The organism is Bacillus sp. JNUCC-21, assembly GCF_041222765.1.
GTDB classification, from domain to species: domain Bacteria; phylum Bacillota; class Bacilli; order Bacillales; family Bacillaceae; genus Bacillus; species Bacillus velezensis.
This window is the reverse complement of record NZ_CP166019.1, coordinates 767,119-783,734: the sequence shown is the minus strand read 5'-3', so window position 1 is coordinate 783,734 and position 16,616 is coordinate 767,119. Positions and strand designations below refer to the sequence as shown.

Here is a 16,616-nt window from a genome sequence, read left to right as displayed (position 1 = left end):
GGTTGCCGGACGCAGCAAATCCGTGTACGATCAAGAAAGATACTGAAGAAGGAGAAATACGCGATGTCACGACTGTACTTCTTTATTTTGGTTCTGCTTGTTTCCATCTCCGGATTTTCCCAAGGCATGCTTCTGCCGGTGATCTCCGTCATTTTTGAAACGAACGGGGAATCAGCCGCTATAAACGGACTTCACGCAACCGGCCTTTATATCGGCGTGCTTCTGGCGTCGCCGTTTATGGAGGCCCCGCTGCGCAAGCTCGGATTCAAACCTCTGATGGTCATGGGCGGATTTCTTGTTATCATCAGCTTATTCAGTTTTATTTGGCTTCAATCCATATGGTTATGGTTTTTTCTTCGGCTGCTTATCGGAATCGGGGATCATATGCTGCATTTTTCAACCCAAACGTGGGTGACGTCAAAGTCAACGCCCCGAAACAGAGGAAGAAACATTTCGCTGTACGGACTGTCCTTCGGGCTCGGATTCGCTGTCGGCCCGTTCATGGTCCCTCTTGTGAAAACAAGTCCGTCCCTTCCGTTTATCGTATCCGGCTGTATCAGTCTTGCCGCCTGGCTGTTTGTATTTGTCTTACGTAACGAGTACCCGGCGCAAGGTCCGGATGAAACATCCGGGGACAACAGCGCAAAACGTTTTTACCGCGCCCTTCTTTTCGGCTGGGTCGCTTTTCTCCCGGCTTTCGGGTACGGTTTTTTAGAAACGGCGCTGAACGGAAGCTTTCCCGTGTACGCCCTGCGCTTAGGCATATCCGTCGATGCCGTCGCGCTGATATTGCCCGCTTTTGCCATCGGAAGTATTGTATTCCAGTTCCCTCTCGGTTTATTAAGCGATCGATTCGGGAGAAAACGTGTCCTGCTCGTCATCTTATTAACGGGTGCCCTTTGCTTTTTGACGGCCGGACTGTTTCCGTCGCCTTCTGTCATCGGCTGCTGCTTTTTCACGGCGGGAATGGCGGTCGGCAGTATGTTTTCCCTCGGCATCAGCTATATGAGCGACCTGCTGCCGTCCCATCTGCTGCCGGCGGGCAATCTGCTCTGCGGCATTTCCTTCAGCCTCGGCAGCATGATCGGCCCGGTGGCGGGCGGCTGGTATATGCAACGGTTTGAAAGCGCCAATTTGTTTTACTTTATTACGGTGATTCTGGTCTGTATTTGGCTTGCGCTCGTCTTCGGGAAAACAAAGCACAGTCCCGCATCCGAATCCCATTCTTTTCCGGCCTCATAAAAAAAGCCGCCTGATCTAAGTCAGGCGGCTGCTTTCTAGTGGTATCCGTTCTGCCCGTTAGCGCTTCCGCTTGTTTTATTCTTCGGGCCGTTTTTGGAGTTTTGTTTATTATGGCTTCCGCCTTTTTTCGTATGCTTGGTCATAATCGATTCCCCTCCGTTTTTCAGCTTGAACGTCTCCGTTCCTCTATAGCTTGCTCCCGCGGTACGGATTTTCATCAGGAAGCTTTTTACGTTTATGTAAAAGCGCGTTGATTTCTCCTCCTAAAATCAGCAGTGTTCCCGTAAGGTAAAACCAGATCATAAGGACGATAATTCCCCCGATGCTCCCGTATGTGGCGCTGTAGTTGGCAAAGGTGCCGACGTAAAATGAGAACAGCATACTGACGATAATCCAGCCGGCTGCCGCAAATACGGCTCCCGGCAGCACAAAACGGAGGGAAAGCCTTTTATTCGGCGCGAAAATGTAAAGCGCGGTAAACACGATTAAAAGGATAAGCGGACTGATCCCCCAGCGGACAACCGACCACACCTGCAAAAACAGGCCGGAGGCGCCGATGAAATCTGCGGCCAGCATTCCGATTTCTCTGCCGAACACCGGCAGAAGCAGTGCGATTAAAATCGTAACCACCATCGCGATGGTTAAAAAAATTGAGGTCAGGCGAATGATGATAAATGAGCGGTTTTCCTCGACTTCGTAGGCATGGTTAAATGCTCTGACAATCGCGTTCATACCATTCGAAGCCGACCAGATGACGGCGATAATCCCGAATGACAAAAGTCCGCCGCTGCGCTTGTTCAGCGTTTGCTCCGTTATGGATTTCACCATGGACATGGCGCTGTCGGGCGCGTATTGATCGACCGCCCCGAGCACGTCTTCTGCCGATATGGGAAGATAGGCGGTGAGCGTCAGCATGAAAATCATCAACGGAAACAATGACAGCAGGAAAAAATACGCCAGCTCCGCCGATTTACTTTGTCCTTCATGGAGAGAAAACCTTGCAAACAGCTCCTTTATAAAACTCATGACATCCCACCTCAATGATCGTTTTTCGAAAAATGCTCCTTCGTTTCTTTTAACAGGTCAATGACCTGCGGCGTCGTCTGCTTCAGCTTGGTGATCTGCCCGTTTAAAAAACTCAGATCTTCCGATACGGTATTGGCGATGATTTTCACTTGATCCAGTTTTGCAGAAGCCTGCTGTTTCAGGGCTTCAGGATGTTTTCGGTAAAATGCCGCACGCTGCCTGCACGCGTCCATGTTCCGGAAACATGCCTCTCTCGTCGGCTTATGTAATAAGGACAGTGCTCCGCCGGCGGCAGCGCCGATCAGAATCGCTTTTGCCATGATGCGTGTCTGCTTCATCGGTCAATCCCCCTTATAAATGATGATCTTTCTTTATTGTCTCCAGCAAATGACGGCACCCGGACTCGACCAAAGCGTACACCTCGCTGAAATTCCCGGTATAATACGGATCGGGCACGTCCGCAAGGTCCGACTCCGGTACATAATCAAGCAGCCTTGCAATACGCGGCGCCGCTTTTTTATAACCGGCCATGCTGCGCAGATGTCCGATATTTTCTGCATCCATCGCAATGACGTAATCAAAATCGGTCAGATCAGACTCACGCACCTGCCTCGCCGTGATGCCGCTTGCGCTGATCCCTTTCTTCTTCAGGATCTCCTTCGTCCCTTCATGCGGCGGATTTCCCGCATGCCAGGCGCCGATTCCCGCTGAATCAATGTTAATCTGCCCGTTCAGCCCGTTTTTCTTCACCATATCAGAAAATACCGCCTCTGCCATAGGCGACCGGCAAATATTTCCCAGACAGACAAACAGCACATGTATCATATCGATAACCTCCCTATTCTTTCCCCGCATTTTGAGGATCAAAAACCTTATCATCATCTTAGCAACTTTTCTGCGGCTGTGGAAATAAGCTTTTATTCTAAATGAATTCTGTTAGAATAAAGGGTACGAAAACGGTCATGAAAGGATGCATGAATTTGCCGAGCCAACAAACAGAAACGTTAAACAAAATGATTGAAGACATTTCGCAAAAGCTCAACATGCTCAATGTCGGCGTCATCAGAGCGGAAGATTTCAGTGATGAAAAAATAGAAGATCTTACATACCTTCATCAAATGGTCATGAAAAAAGCATCATTCAGCCCGAGTGAAATGCAGGCCATTGCCGAGGAGCTCGCCTCTCTCAGAAAATAAACCCATGTCAGACCTGCCGAAAAACGGCGGGTCTTTTTTTGATTTAAAAAAGTGAAAAATAAAAGTTCATCGGTTTGACACATATAAAAAGAAGGAGTATAGTAACTGTGAACTTGGTAGAACGATATACTAAATGAGCGGGCCGCTTATCTTTTTTTATTTAGTAGAACGATATACTCGTTGTGATATCAGCGTTATACAAGTTTGTATCTGCAACCGTTTTATCAAACCAGTTTTCAAAGAAAGGCAGTGGTTCAATAAAGGGGAATGGTTCTGTGCTTTTGTTAATTTAAAAATTAATTTAATTCTTTATTAACCGCATTAGGGGATGTCATCATGAAAAACATATACACCAAAATGGCAGCGGGTCTTTATATTAATTATTTCCTGCTGGGCATGATCAATATTATTATCGCATCCAATATGGAGGCATTATCAAAACAGCTTCATACATCCGCAGCCGGGGTCAGCTATTTGGTCTCCGCCATCGGGATCGGGAAGCTGATTTCACTTCTGTTTGCCGGGAAGCTTTCGGATACATTCGGGAGACGGCCGTTTATCGTGTCGGGCGCCTTTCTGTATCTGATTTTCCTAATCGGAATTCCGCTTTCGACAAACTATACGGCCGCGTTTATCTTCGCCATTTTCGCCGGGATCGCCAATTCCTTTTTGGATTCCGGGACATATCCGGCGCTTATTGAAGGATTTCCGAAAAACGCAAGCTCTGCAACCGTGTTAATCAAAGCGTTTGTATCCATCGGCGCGACGGTGCTTCCGTTTTTCATCGCGTTTATTGCGGACAGGCATTTGTTTTACGGCTGGACGTTTTTCGTACCGGGTATTATTTTCTTCCTGAACGGCTTTTTCCTGTTAAAAGTTCCGTTTCCGAATCATAAGCAAAAAGAAGACGGCGGCCGGACGGAAGCCTCTCCGTCTGATGACGCGTTCACATCACAGCCGTCGATATGGCGTGAAGGCCTTGCGATCATTCTGTTAGGCTTTTCATCTACGGCGCTGTTTATGCTCGTTCAAGTATGGCTTCCTAAGTTCGGGCAAACCGTTTTGGGCATGCCTGAGGTGCAGGCTGTCAAATTGCTGAGCTATTACAGCATCGGTGCGCTTGTGTCCGTATTATTGCTGGCCGTGCTGTTAAACAGAGTGATTCAGCCGATTACGGTAATGGTGCTGTACCCTGTGATCGCGGCAATCGCGCTGCTTGCTCTGATTTTCATTCATCAGCCGGCCGTATCAGTCATCAGCTCCTTTGTCATCGGACTTTCAACTGCGGGCATTCTGCAATTGGCGATGACGGTTATGGCTGTTTTATTCCCTAAAAATAAAGGTACAATCACATCTTTTGTTAATATAGCATCAAGCTTATCTTTTATTGTCATTCCGCTTGTAACGGGAGCGATATCCAAAGCGGCCGGCCTGACGCCTGTTTTTCTGCTTGATATCGGAATTGCGGCCGTCAGCGCCCTTCTCGCATTGTTTATCGGAATCCGCTTTAAGCAAGTGATGAAAGCCTGACTATTTTTTAAGGGAGAGGATTTATCATGCAATCTATCACGATCAGAAACACGGTCATCGGCGAAGGGCTTCCGAAGATCATTGTGCCGCTGATGGCGGCCGGAGAGAAAGAACTGCTCGAAGAAATTGAAGCCGTCAACAGGCTTCGCCCGGATATCATTGAGTGGCGGGCGGATGTGTACGAGCACGTTGACAGCCTGGATGCCGTAAAAGGCATGCTTGAAAAGCTGCGGAAAGCCGCAGGCGCAACACCGCTGCTTTTCACATTCAGAACTCATAAAGAAGGCGGAAATAAAGTTATTGATGACTGCTTTTACATTGAATTGCTTAAAACCGCCATCGAAACAAAACACACTGACCTTGCAGACGTTGAGTTGTTTACGGGAGAAGCGGAAGTCAAATCAATTGTGAAAACCGCTGAAGACAACGGCGTATATGTCGTCATGTCCAATCATGATTTTCATCAGACACCGAAAAAAGAAGAAATCATTTCCCGGCTGCGGAACATGCAGGCGTACGGCGCGCACATTCCGAAAATCGCGGTGATGCCGCAAAGCACTGAAGATGTTTTCGTCTTATTGGATGCCACTCATACGATGAAAACACAATACGCAGACCGGCCGATCATCACGATGTCAATGGCGGGAACAGGTCTGATCAGCCGCCTGGCCGGCGAAGTCTTCGGCTCAGCGTGCACGTTCGGAGCGGGCAAAGAAGCATCAGCGCCCGGACAGATTCCCGTTGAAGAATTGCGCAGCGTACTCAGCATTTTAAATAATCATATGTAATCAGCGTTTTTCTGCCCTCAAAGCGGGATGAAAAACAAATGAATGGACTAACGGAGGAATACATCATGAAGAAAGATTTAGGACGGATTAACGGAAAAACTCAGCTTATCGGATTATTCGCGACACCGATCGGACACTCTTTATCCCCGGCGATGCACAACCTGGCGTTTAAAAAATTAGGATTGAACTACGCTTACCTCGCGTTTGAAGTCGGCAATGAACAGCTGGAAGATGTGGTAACGGGAATGCGCGCCTTAAACGTCAGAGGCTTCAATGTCTCGATGCCGAACAAGATGAACATTCTCCCTTACCTCGATGAACTCGCGGATTCAGCGAAATTCACCGGCGCGGTAAATACAGTCGTTAATGAAAACGGCAGACTGATCGGACACTCCACTGACGGTATGGGATACGTCCGCAACTTAAAAGAACACGGCATCGATATCACAGGCAAAAAAATGACGCTGGTCGGTTCCGGCGGGGCCGCCACTCCGATAGCGATTCAATCCGCATTGGAAGGCCTCGGAGAAATCTCTATTTTCGCCCGCAATGACGCGTTTTTCGAAAAAGCGGAAGAAAACGTCCGCATCATCAATGAAGAAATGAAGGGATCTTCTTGCAAAGCGAAAGTCTTCCCGCTCGAAGATCAAGATGCGCTGCGTGCTGAAATCGCTTCAAGCGATATTTTCACGAACGGAACGGGTGTCGGCATGAAACCGCTTGAAGGCTTGAGCGTCATTGAAGATACATCCATGCTCCGTCCGGATTTGATTGTGACAGACGTCGTTTACAACCCCGTTACGTCGAAATTGCTTGAACAAGCTCAAGCGGCCGGCTGCAACACCATTAACGGCCTCGGCATGATGCTTTGGCAGGGCGCCATGGCGTTTGAATATTGGACAGGCCGTGAAATGCCTGTTCAGTATATTAAAGAGCAAATGTTTGAATAACCTATTGTGACAGAAGCGCCGAAGGACAATCCGTCTTCCGGCGCTTTGTCATTTTCTCCCCTCTCTCTTTCTTCTCATGCGCCAAAACGCTTATAATGGATGTAACGAATAAAAACCAAGTGAGGAATGCGACGTATGAAACAGCAAAAAAAACGCCGGGTGACATTGCAGCAGGTCGCTGAACATGCCGGCGTCTCAACATCCACCGCTTCATTAATCGTCCGCAATAATCCGCGAATTTCCGAAGCGACCCGTGAGAAAGTGCTGCAATCCATGCGGGAGCTGGGGTACGTATATGATCGGGTCGCCGCGAATTTGCGATCACAGACGTCCACAACGGTCGGATTGATTATTACTGACATTTCCAATACGTTTTTCTCAGAGTTTCTGATCGGCGTTCAGAATACGCTTGAGGAAGTCGGATTAACGGTGCTGTTAGGCACGACATTTGATTCCGTCGCCAAGCAGGAGCAGCTGATCTCGACCATGCTGGAGCACAGGGTCGGCGGATTGATTTTGTGTCCGGTTTCAGGTACGGCTGAGGAAACCCTTTCCCGCCTTGAGCAGCTTGACATTCCGGTCGTGCTCGCCGTCAGGGAGATTGCCGAGGCCGACTGTGATTTTGTCGGAGCCGATTATGAGGAAGGCACCTATAAGGCAGTGCGTCATTTCATTGAGAAAGGCCATCAGGAGATTGCGTTTCTGGGCGGCGTGAAGCACTCGTCAACATGGACGAAGCGCATGAAAGGGTTTAAAAAAGCGCTCCGTGAAGCGGATCTGGAAGTAAAAAATGACTATGTCATTGACAGCGCGCCGACCCGCGAAGCAGGCTGTGAAGCCGTGACGGAGCTCCTCCGCCGGTCTGAGCGCCCGACCGCGATTTTCTGCTTCAGTGATTTGGTCGCGTTCGGCGTCATGCAAGGGATCAGAAAAGCCGGGCTCATTCCGGGCGAAGATATTGACATTGTCGGCTTTGATAACGTGCCGGAAGCTGAAATTTCTTATCCCCCGCTTACAACCGTTTCTTCCTTTCCGCGGCAGTCGGGAAAAGAAGCGGCTCAATTGCTGCATCATAAAATCACCAGTTCCCAGCACAAAAAACAACGCATTATTCTGGCGCCTGAGCTGGTCATCCGGGAATCTTCACAAAAAAAGCGGAACGCCTGATACGGCGCTCCGCTTTTATATTACGCAAGCAGTTTTAATGATTCGCGGTTGAATGCCGGTATGTCATCCGGTGTGCGGCTTGTGACCAGCTGGTTCTGGCAGACGACGACTTCTTCATCCACAACATTCGCGCCCGCGTTTTCCATGTCGATTCGGATTGATGTAAACCCTGTCGCTTTGCGCCCGTCCAATGCTTTCGCGTTAATGAGAAGCTGAGGTCCGTGGCAAATGGCGAACACCGGTTTTTTGTCATCCATAAACGCTTTGGCAAATTGGACGAAACGATCATCCGCACGCAGCATATCAGGCGAGAATCCGCCCGGGATCAGCAATGCGTCAAAGTCTTTCGGATTCACTTCATCGATGGACGCGTCTACTTTCACTTCCGCTTCCCCTTGTTTGCCTTTGACTGTTTTTCCTTTTTCCTGTTCAATTACGGTTAATTCATGACCTGCATCTTTAAAAGCTTTCGCAGGTTCAGTATACTCGACATCCTCAAAATAATCCGTTAATACAACTGCAATTTTTTTACCCATAGTTACTACCTCCTGCTTGATGAAGTCTACATAAATCCATGTACCCCAGCCACACTAACATCAAACATAGGTAACGCGTTTGCCGCTCATCCGTTTTACATAGGTCATTATCCTCATTTTTCATCTTTTTACAAGAATCATCATGAAATCTATATGAACTTTCACAAAATATTCTTACAATGGTACTGCATGACAAAATTTGTTGAAAGGTGGAGAACAGGTGAGAATACAGAAAAGACGATGCAGCGTCAATATGACACTCCGTATTCTGCTGCCCCTAGTTATGATACTTAGTCTAATCCTCCCAACATCACCCATTAAAGCAGAAGAAAACAAATCCTCCAGTGTGAATCTCAGCATTTTAGCCACAACTGACGTTCACGCTAACATGATGGACTACGATTACTACAGCGACAAACCGACAACGGAATTCGGGCTGGCCCGAACGGCTCAGCTTATTGAGAAGCACAGGCGCGAAAACCCGAATACGCTGCTTGTCGATAACGGAGACCTGATTCAGGGGAATCCCCTCGGAGAATACGCCGTAAAATATGAGAAAAATGATATTATTTCAGGCGCAAAGACCCATCCGATCATTGAAGTGATGAACAGTCTGCATTATGACGCAGGAACACTCGGCAATCATGAATTTAATTACGGGCTTGAATTTCTGGACGGGACAATCAAAGGCGCTGATTATCCGATCGTTAACGCCAATGTGAAAACATTAAGCGGCGAAAACCGTTATACGCCTTATGTCATAAAAGACAAAACCGTCACGGATGAAAACGGCGGCAAGCATCAGATAAAAGTCGGCTACATCGGCTTTGTTCCTCCCCAAATCATGACGTGGGATAAGAAAAATCTCGAAGGCCGCGTTCAGGTCGAAGACATTGTGGAATCCGCAAAGAAAACCGTTCCGAAAATGAAAGCTGAAGGAGCCGATATCGTCATCGCCCTCGCCCACAGCGGCATCGAAAAAAAAGCGCAGTCTTCCGGAGCGGAAAACGCCGTTTTTGACCTGGCAACGAAAGTCAGCGGAATTGATGCGATCGTATCCGGCCATCAGCACGGGCTTTTCCCTGATGCCGAATACAAAGGCGCTGATCAATTTGACGTCGATAAAGGCACGATTAACGGCATCCCCGTTGTCATGTCAAGCAGCTGGGGCAAATATGCGGGCGTCATCGACCTCCGGCTTGAAAAAACAGACAGCGCGTGGCATGTGGAAGATGCAAAAGGCAGCATCGAGCCGATTGCCGGCAATGTGACGTCGGAAAACGAAACCGTCGTCAATACCGTCAAAAAAGCGCACGAAGGCACATTGAAATACATCAGAGAACCCGTCGGCCAGACAAAAGCCGATATCAACAGTTTCTTCGCCCAAGTCAAAGATGATCCGTCCATTCAAATCGTAACGGATGCGCAAAGATGGTACGCCGAAAATAAGATGAAGGATACGGAATACAAAGATCTGCCTATCCTCTCGGCGGGCGCCCCATTTAAAGCCGGCGGGCGGAACGGCTCAAACTACTATACAAACATTTCCGCTGGCGACCTCGCCATCAAAAACATCGGCGATTTGTACCTGTATGACAACACGGTTCAGATCGTCAAGCTGAACGGAAGCGAAGTGAAAGACTGGCTCGAAATGTCCGCGGGGCAATTTAATCAGATCGATCAGGCAAAAGGCGGCAGCCAAGCGCTTTTAAATGACGCCTACCGCTCATACAATTTTGATGTCATTGACGGTGTCACCTATCAGATCGATGTCACAAAACCGGCGAAATACAACGAAAACGGAACAGTCATTCATCCCGATGCAAGCCGGATCGTCAACCTTTCTTATCAAGGAAAGCCCGTCAGCGCCAAGCAGGAATTTCTGATCGTCACAAATAATTACCGCGCTTCAGGCGGCGGAGGATTCCCTCACTTAAGCAATGATAAAATCGTATACTCTTCTGCCGATGAGAACAGGCAGGTCTTAATGGATTACATCATCCAGCAGAAAACGATTAATCCGCAGGCTGATCATAACTGGTCCATCCTTCCGGTCAAAGGGACAAACATGACATTTGAATCTTCCTTGGCCGCAAAGCCGTTTGCCGACCGCGCAGATGACGTCGCCTATATCGGTGAATCACAAAACGCGGGCTACGGACAGTACAAGCTCCAATTCAAAGATGATGAACCGGGCACAGATCCGCCGAAAGATGACGCATGGAAACTCACCGTTATGCATACAAACGACACGCACGCCCACCTTGATAACGCGGCGAGGCGGATGACGAAAATCAAAGAAATCAGAAGCGAAACCGACCGCAGCATTTTACTGGATGCGGGAGACGTTTTTTCAGGCGATCTCTATTTCACAAAGTGGCAGGGGCTGGCTGATTTAAAATTGATGAACAGCATGGGCTACGACGCAATGACCTTCGGAAACCATGAGTTTGATAAAGGCCCGGGTGCTCTCGCCAGCTTCCTGAGCGGTAACGGGAGCGCGGCTGACCCGTCCGGAAAATACAATTTTCAAGCGCCTGACTTTCCGCTCGTCAGCTCAAATGTCGATGTGTCCAAAGAGTCAAAACTCAGACCATTCATGAAAAAAGCAGACACATTTACGGCAGGGAAAAAGAAAAAAGCAGGCATCTATCCATACATTCTGCTTGATGTAAACGGAGAAAAAGTCGCCGTATTCGGCTTAACGACAGAAGATACGTCCGTCACATCAAGCCCGGGAAAAAGCATTGTCTTTCATGATGCCTTCCAATCCGCACAAGATACGGTAAAAGAAATACAGAATAAGGAACATGTCAATAAAATTATCGCCCTGACCCATATCGGGCATCAGCGTGATCTCGATCTTGCCAAAAAGGTAAAAGGCATCGACTTGATCGTCGGCGGACATACGCATACGCTTGTAGATAAAATGGAAGTTGTCAAAAACGAAGAGCCGACCATCGTCGCCCAGGCAAAAGAATATGGCGAATATTTAGGCCGTGTCGATGTCGCATTTGACAAAAACGGCATCGTCCTGCCGGAACAATCCTCTCTTCAGGCGCTGCCAGTGAACGAGCAGACGAAAGAAGACCCGGATCTGAAAAAAGAGCTTGATCCGTTTAAAAAAGAGCTCGTCTCCGTCAAAAATGAAAAAGTCGGCTCAACAAAGGTCGCACTTGACGGCCAGCGCGAGCATGTCCGCTCCAAAGAAACCAATCTCGGAAACTTCATCGCGGACGGCATGCTGCAAAAAGCGAAGGAAGCGGCCGGCGCCCAAATCGCGATCACAAACGGGGGCGGCATCCGCGCAGGCATTGATAAAGGAGACATCACACTCGGCGATGTGCTGAATGTGATGCCGTTCGGCAACACGCTTTACGTCGCGGATTTAACCGGAAAACAGATCAAACAAGCCCTGGAACAAGGGTTAAGCGGAATTGAGGCTCAAGGCGGCGCCTTCCCTCAAGTTGCCGGTTTAACATACACGTTTACACTGAATAAAAAGCCGGGACACCGCGTTCTTCAAGCTGCGGCCGTACAGGATGACGGCAGCGTAAAGCCGATTTCTGATAAAAAGACATACAGAGTCGCCACCAGTAACTTTGTCGGTGAAGGCGGAGACGGATATTCCGTCTTTAACGAAGCGTCCCATAAAGAAGACCTTGGCTTTGTCGACTATGAGGTCTTCACCGAGCAGCTTGAAAAAGCGGGAAAAGCGGTGGAACCGAAAGTTGACGGCCGCGCGCAGGAAGTGTACCTGCCGACGAAACAAAAAAACGGTTCGTGGACGCTTGAAGATGACAGCGCATTTGCCGCCTATGCCAAAAACGCCAACACGCCGATCGTGTATTACGATAAGAATGACGGCGCCAAAAAGCCGATTGATCTCAGCGTGACCAAAAAACAAATCGGCCTGTTAAAGGACAGAACATCGGATTCTTCCCTTACGATCCTGCATGACAAGTTCAGCATGAAAATGCCGATGGCAAACGCTGCTTCAGCTGATACACGATTCGGCGTGACGCCGAAAGGAAAAGTAAGCGGGGCGCTTTCAAATGTATACGACTTTACAATGAAGCAGAAAAACAAAGACATCAAAACATTCAAAGCGCCGGTAAAGCTCACCCTGCGCATTGAGAATACGAAAAAGGCGAAACAGCCGGGCATTTACCATGTAGACCGGAAAAAGAACGTCTATACAAAAATAGACAACGGTTCGGTTTCACACGATCTCGTCACGGGCTATACAAATCATTTCAGTGAATACACCATATTAAACGCAAACACGAAGAGCGCGCCGCCGCCAAGCGGAGACCAAGGCTCCGGAAAGCAGCCAAGCGGACAAAAACCGTCATCCGGCCCTGCACAGGACGGAGTATCGCCGGGCGGCCTGCTTCCTGATACGGCCACAACGATGTATTCCATCCTTCTTGCCGGGTTACTCATCAGCGCGCTCGGAACGGCACTGTATCTGCATCAAAGAAGAAAAGCAAAAAAAGTGAACGAAGCATAAAAAGACCGCTTTTATCGAGCGGTTCATCCAAAAGCTCTCCTGATCTGATTTCAGGGGAGCTTTTTCTCTCGGTCCCCCTCTTAGTCGACAGCCGTACGGCCGAGTGATAAAATATGAACGTTATTCGCGAGAGACATACATCCGCATCGTTTAACACTTCACGGCAGGGCCTCTCTTTCATACGGCGCCGCCTGTTTGGAGGACTTTTTTTGAAGATAACAGGACACAAACGAAACCGCATGTCTTACAAGAAAAAGCTGTTTTACGTGATAACAGCGCTCTGTTTTATCAGCTCGTTCATTTTCGTCACTCACAATGCTTCTTTTTATGAGCGGCCGATTGCCAAAGTGACGAAAACAACATTGGAACATCAGTCTGACGTACAGGACATGCATAAAAACAAAGATAAGATTTTCAATCAGACGATCACTGCCAGACTTGAAAACGGCAGTCAGAAAGGACAGCTCATTCATTTGCCCAATCAGTATTCATCATCCGGAGCGAACGATCAAAAATATTCGATTGGCGATGAAGTATTCGTTTCTATTGATAAAGGGAAACCATCAAACAAGGATATATCGGGAAGCATTATAGATAAAAAACGGGATAAACAGCTTTTGCTGATCGCGTGGGTTTTCATTTTCACCTTGCTTATCGTCGGCAAAAAACAAGGCTTCTTTTCGATCGTCAGCCTGATGTTTAACGCCGTTTTACTGTCGTTTGCATTAGATTTGTACAGGAAGCATCCTAATATAGGGTTAATTTTCATCTGCGGTGTCTGTATTCTCATCTTTACTGTCATCTCATTGCTGCTTGTCAGCGGTTTTCACGCGAAAACATATGCCGCCATTGCCGCGACGCTCGCAGGCACTTTCGTTTCCCTGCTGATTACGTATCTGGTGATGCTGGCAACCGGAGAGAAAGGTCTCAGATATGAGGAAATGCAGTATTTAACCCGCCCTTATCACACGGTGTTTATGGCCGGGGTATTTATCGGATCACTGGGAGCGGTCATGGATGTAGCCATTACCATGACGTCATCTGTCTTCGGATTATATGAAGAAAACAACGGTATCTCATTACAAGCTCTCAGACGTTCAGGGATGGAGATCGGAAAAGACATCATGGGGGCGATGACCAATATTCTGTTTTTTGCTTATATAAGCGGCTCTATTCCGATGATGCTTTTGTATCTGAAAAATGATTCCCCGATAGGATTCACTCTTTCTATGAACATTTCCTTGGAAATAGCCAGAGCATTGGCCGGAGGGATCGGAATTGTATTAGCCATACCCGCCAGTCTGTATGCTTCTATCTTTTTTATTAAACGAAAGAAGGCAAGCTCATGAATGTCATCGTAATTCTCGCGGCGATTTTATTTCTATTGATGGTCATCATCGGCGGAAAAAAAGGAGCGAGATCTTTTATTGCGTTATTCTTAAATTTCGGTGTTCTCTTTCTCACCATCATTTTCATGACAGACCCGCATATCAATCCGATTGTTTTAACATTGCTCTCTTCCGCCGTGATTTGCAGCATTACTCTTTTTTATATTAATGGAGGAAACGTCAAAACCGTAACCGCCTTTATTTCTGCAATGCTGACGATTGTACTGCTGCTGTTTTTTATTATGTCTGTAACAAAACATACTTCGATTCAGGGATTCGGTGAAGAAGAATTGGGTGATATCGGCATATTCACACTGTTTGTCGGGGTGGATTTTGTGAAGGTTACCGCAGCCATGATCATCATGGGCACGATAGGGGCGATTACCGATGTCGCGATTTCCATTACTTCACCCATGCGGGAAATTTACAGTCATAATCCGTCCATGAGCAGAAAAGATCTGTACACATTCGGATTAAACATCGGGAGAGATATTTTAGGAACGAATACGAATACGTTATTCTTTGCTTTTTTCGGCAGCTATTTGGCTTTAATTATCTGGTTTAAAGACTTATCATACTCAGCTGAAAAAATAGTGAACTCAAAAGTATTCAGTGCGGAAGCCGTCACCATTCTTTGTGCCGGAATCGGGATCGGCATCATCATTCCCGTTACGTCCTGGATCACCGCCTGTTTTTTAGCAAAACCAAATAAACGTTAAAAGCTGCCGGGACACGCCCGGCAGCCTTTTTTATCTTATACCCACTTTACAACGTCTTTTGAGGCAGATCTTGTTTTCGGGCGCGGTTCTCTGACACGGTAGCCGAATGCGGCCATAACAGAGATGTCGAAACTTCCGTTTTCCAGAAGCCCTTCTTCTTCAAGAATCCGGTGAATTTCTTTGTAGTTGAAGCCTTCTACAGGGCAGGAGTCGATTCCGATCTGCGCAGCGGCTGTCATCATATTGCCGAGGGCGATGTAAGTCTGTTTGGATGCCCAGTCAAACAGCGCGCGATCTGATTCTAGCAGATTGAAATCATTTTTCTGAAAGTCTTCCGTTTTGCTGATATAGCCTTCATACATATCTTCCGGCATTTTTTTGACTTCCCGCAAGTGGTTTTTGACATAGTCGGCGTCAAAACGGATATCCTTTGCCGTCCGGGCAAGCAGAAGTACGAAATGGCTTGCGGTCGGCAGCTGCTTTTGCGCGCCCCAGGTGAACTCGCGGAGTTTTTCACGAAGCTCCGGATTTTGAACGACGACAAATTTCCAAGGCTCCAAACCGAGTGAGCTTGGGGATAATCTTCCCGTTTCTAAAATGAATTCAAAATCGCTTTCTGAAATTTTTTTCTCAGGATCAAATTCCTTTGTGGCGTGTCTGAATTGATACGCTTCGATGATCTGCTGTTTTTTATCTGACATTCATGATCTCTCCTTTTCAATCGTTATGTACTATTGTAGCCATTATTTTTGAAAGTACCAGTACGCACATTTTTGTTGGATAGTATTCATTTTGATACTGACAAAAAAACGGGCTGCCGCGGCAGTCCGTTTTTATTTTTCTCTTCTCGCAAAGTCGACGAAACGGAATTTATCGAGCCTGTGCCGGCTTTCCGTGTACTGAAAGAGGCTGGTATCCTCCAAAAAGACGCGGTTTTTCACGACCGCCATTTGGCTGAATCCGCCGAGATCCAAATACTTCCGGTCCTCTTCCCCCGCCGGCTCCACGACAATTTCCTTTTGCGCGTAGCTGATGGACAAGCCGAGCTCTCCTTCGAGATACTCATAGATCGAATCTTCGCAAATCGCCTTCGTCAATAAAGTCACATGTTTTTTCACAAAGTAATCCTTGTCCAAAATAATATGTTCTCCGTCAATCCGTCTTGATCTGACGACTTCCCACACCTTTTCATCCGCTTCTGTACCAAGCTCTTTTGCGGCTTCTGAGGGAGGCAGGATCAGCCCGAGACGGTGAACCGTCGTTCTCGTCTCTTTTCCGAGCGTTTCCGAAAGCTCTTTGAAGCTGATCAGGCCTGAGACGGGAAAACGCATTTTTTCTCTGTCTAATATGACGGAGCCTTTGCCTTTGATTTTCTGGATGTAGCCGTTTTGCGCCAGCATATTGAGCGCTTTGCGGACGGTTTCTCGTGATGTGCCGTATTGATCGCACAAATCATTTTCAGACGGAAGAACGTCTTCAGCCTTCCGCTGGCCGCTTTCGATCTGCCGCACCATATCTTTATAGATTGTGATGTATTTATTCACTTTCATTTGACCACCCA

Annotated in this window: 15 protein-coding genes; 9 read left to right on the top strand and 6 right to left on the bottom strand. The window is 47.6% G+C overall.

Annotation, left to right across the window (positions count from 1 at the left end):
- Positions 1-63 precede the first annotated feature (63 nt).
- Entirely contained in the window at positions 64-1,242 is a 1,179-nt protein-coding gene (locus JNUCC21_RS04025) for an MFS transporter (RefSeq protein ID WP_025284425.1), read from the top strand.
- Positions 1,243-1,428: 186 nt separating this feature from the next.
- On the opposite strand, the gene JNUCC21_RS04020 is transcribed toward JNUCC21_RS04025, so the two are convergent.
- From JNUCC21_RS04020 to JNUCC21_RS04010, 3 genes are read right to left on the bottom strand one after another with little or no spacing between them, the layout of a single operon-like run.
- Positions 1,429-2,268: a YihY family inner membrane protein gene (locus JNUCC21_RS04020; protein WP_007408509.1), complete on the bottom strand. Its 840-nt coding sequence runs from the start codon at positions 2,266-2,268 to the stop codon at positions 1,429-1,431.
- A gap of 11 nt (positions 2,269-2,279) precedes the next feature.
- Entirely contained in the window at positions 2,280-2,606 is a 327-nt protein-coding gene (locus JNUCC21_RS04015; protein WP_052827179.1) for a hypothetical protein, read from the bottom strand.
- 13 nt (positions 2,607-2,619) lie between these two features.
- Positions 2,620-3,093, bottom strand: coding sequence for a low molecular weight protein-tyrosine-phosphatase (locus tag JNUCC21_RS04010; RefSeq protein ID WP_012117078.1), 474 nt, complete (start codon positions 3,091-3,093; stop codon positions 2,620-2,622).
- A 155-nt stretch (positions 3,094-3,248) separates the two neighbouring features.
- Between JNUCC21_RS04010 and JNUCC21_RS04005 the strand changes: the two genes are divergently transcribed.
- From JNUCC21_RS04005 to JNUCC21_RS03985, 5 genes are all read left to right on the top strand, one after another.
- Entirely contained in the window at positions 3,249-3,464 is a 216-nt protein-coding gene (locus JNUCC21_RS04005; RefSeq protein WP_003155571.1) for a DUF1128 domain-containing protein, read from the top strand.
- 336 nt (positions 3,465-3,800) lie between these two features.
- Positions 3,801-4,994 carry an MFS transporter gene (locus tag JNUCC21_RS04000; protein WP_007408506.1) on the top strand — a complete coding sequence of 398 codons (1,194 nt, stop codon included), beginning with the start codon at positions 3,801-3,803 and terminating at the stop codon, positions 4,992-4,994.
- 26 nt (positions 4,995-5,020) lie between these two features.
- Positions 5,021-5,782, top strand: coding sequence for a type I 3-dehydroquinate dehydratase (aroD, locus tag JNUCC21_RS03995; RefSeq protein WP_071181635.1), 762 nt, complete (start codon positions 5,021-5,023; stop codon positions 5,780-5,782).
- A gap of 65 nt (positions 5,783-5,847) precedes the next feature.
- Positions 5,848-6,732, top strand: coding sequence for a shikimate dehydrogenase (locus JNUCC21_RS03990; RefSeq protein WP_007408504.1), 885 nt, complete (start codon positions 5,848-5,850; stop codon positions 6,730-6,732).
- Between the two features lie 135 nt (positions 6,733-6,867).
- Complete coding sequence (locus tag JNUCC21_RS03985; protein WP_150941072.1) at positions 6,868-7,899, top strand: LacI family DNA-binding transcriptional regulator; 1,032 nt, start codon at positions 6,868-6,870, stop codon at positions 7,897-7,899.
- A gap of 20 nt (positions 7,900-7,919) precedes the next feature.
- On the opposite strand, the gene JNUCC21_RS03980 is transcribed toward JNUCC21_RS03985, so the two are convergent.
- Entirely contained in the window at positions 7,920-8,435 is a 516-nt protein-coding gene (locus tag JNUCC21_RS03980; RefSeq protein WP_150941071.1) for a type 1 glutamine amidotransferase domain-containing protein, read from the bottom strand.
- A 220-nt stretch (positions 8,436-8,655) separates the two neighbouring features.
- On the opposite strand from JNUCC21_RS03980, the gene JNUCC21_RS03975 reads away from it, so the two are divergent.
- The 3 genes from JNUCC21_RS03975 to JNUCC21_RS03965 all read left to right on the top strand — a co-directional run bounded on the left by JNUCC21_RS03975 (position 8,656) and on the right by JNUCC21_RS03965 (position 15,055).
- A complete protein-coding gene (locus JNUCC21_RS03975) occupies positions 8,656-12,948 on the top strand; it encodes a multifunctional 2',3'-cyclic-nucleotide 2'-phosphodiesterase/3'-nucleotidase/5'-nucleotidase (RefSeq protein ID WP_150941070.1) in 4,293 nt (1,430 codons plus the stop codon).
- Positions 12,949-13,157: 209 nt separating this feature from the next.
- Entirely contained in the window at positions 13,158-14,297 is a 1,140-nt protein-coding gene (locus JNUCC21_RS03970; protein WP_085341821.1) for a YibE/F family protein, read from the top strand.
- Positions 14,294-15,055, top strand: a complete 762-nt coding sequence (locus tag JNUCC21_RS03965) for a YibE/F family protein (RefSeq protein WP_072588900.1) — start codon at positions 14,294-14,296, stop codon at positions 15,053-15,055. The genes JNUCC21_RS03970 and JNUCC21_RS03965 overlap by 4 nt, the downstream gene beginning before the upstream one ends.
- 35 nt (positions 15,056-15,090) lie before the next feature.
- Here the strand turns inward: JNUCC21_RS03965 and JNUCC21_RS03960 are convergent, their stop codons facing one another.
- Positions 15,091-15,756, bottom strand: a complete 666-nt coding sequence (locus tag JNUCC21_RS03960) for an NAD(P)H-dependent oxidoreductase (RefSeq protein WP_003155588.1) — start codon at positions 15,754-15,756, stop codon at positions 15,091-15,093.
- 132 nt (positions 15,757-15,888) lie between these two features.
- Positions 15,889-16,605, bottom strand: a complete 717-nt coding sequence (treR, locus tag JNUCC21_RS03955) for a trehalose operon repressor (RefSeq protein WP_015239391.1) — start codon at positions 16,603-16,605, stop codon at positions 15,889-15,891.
- Positions 16,606-16,616 lie beyond the last annotated feature (11 nt).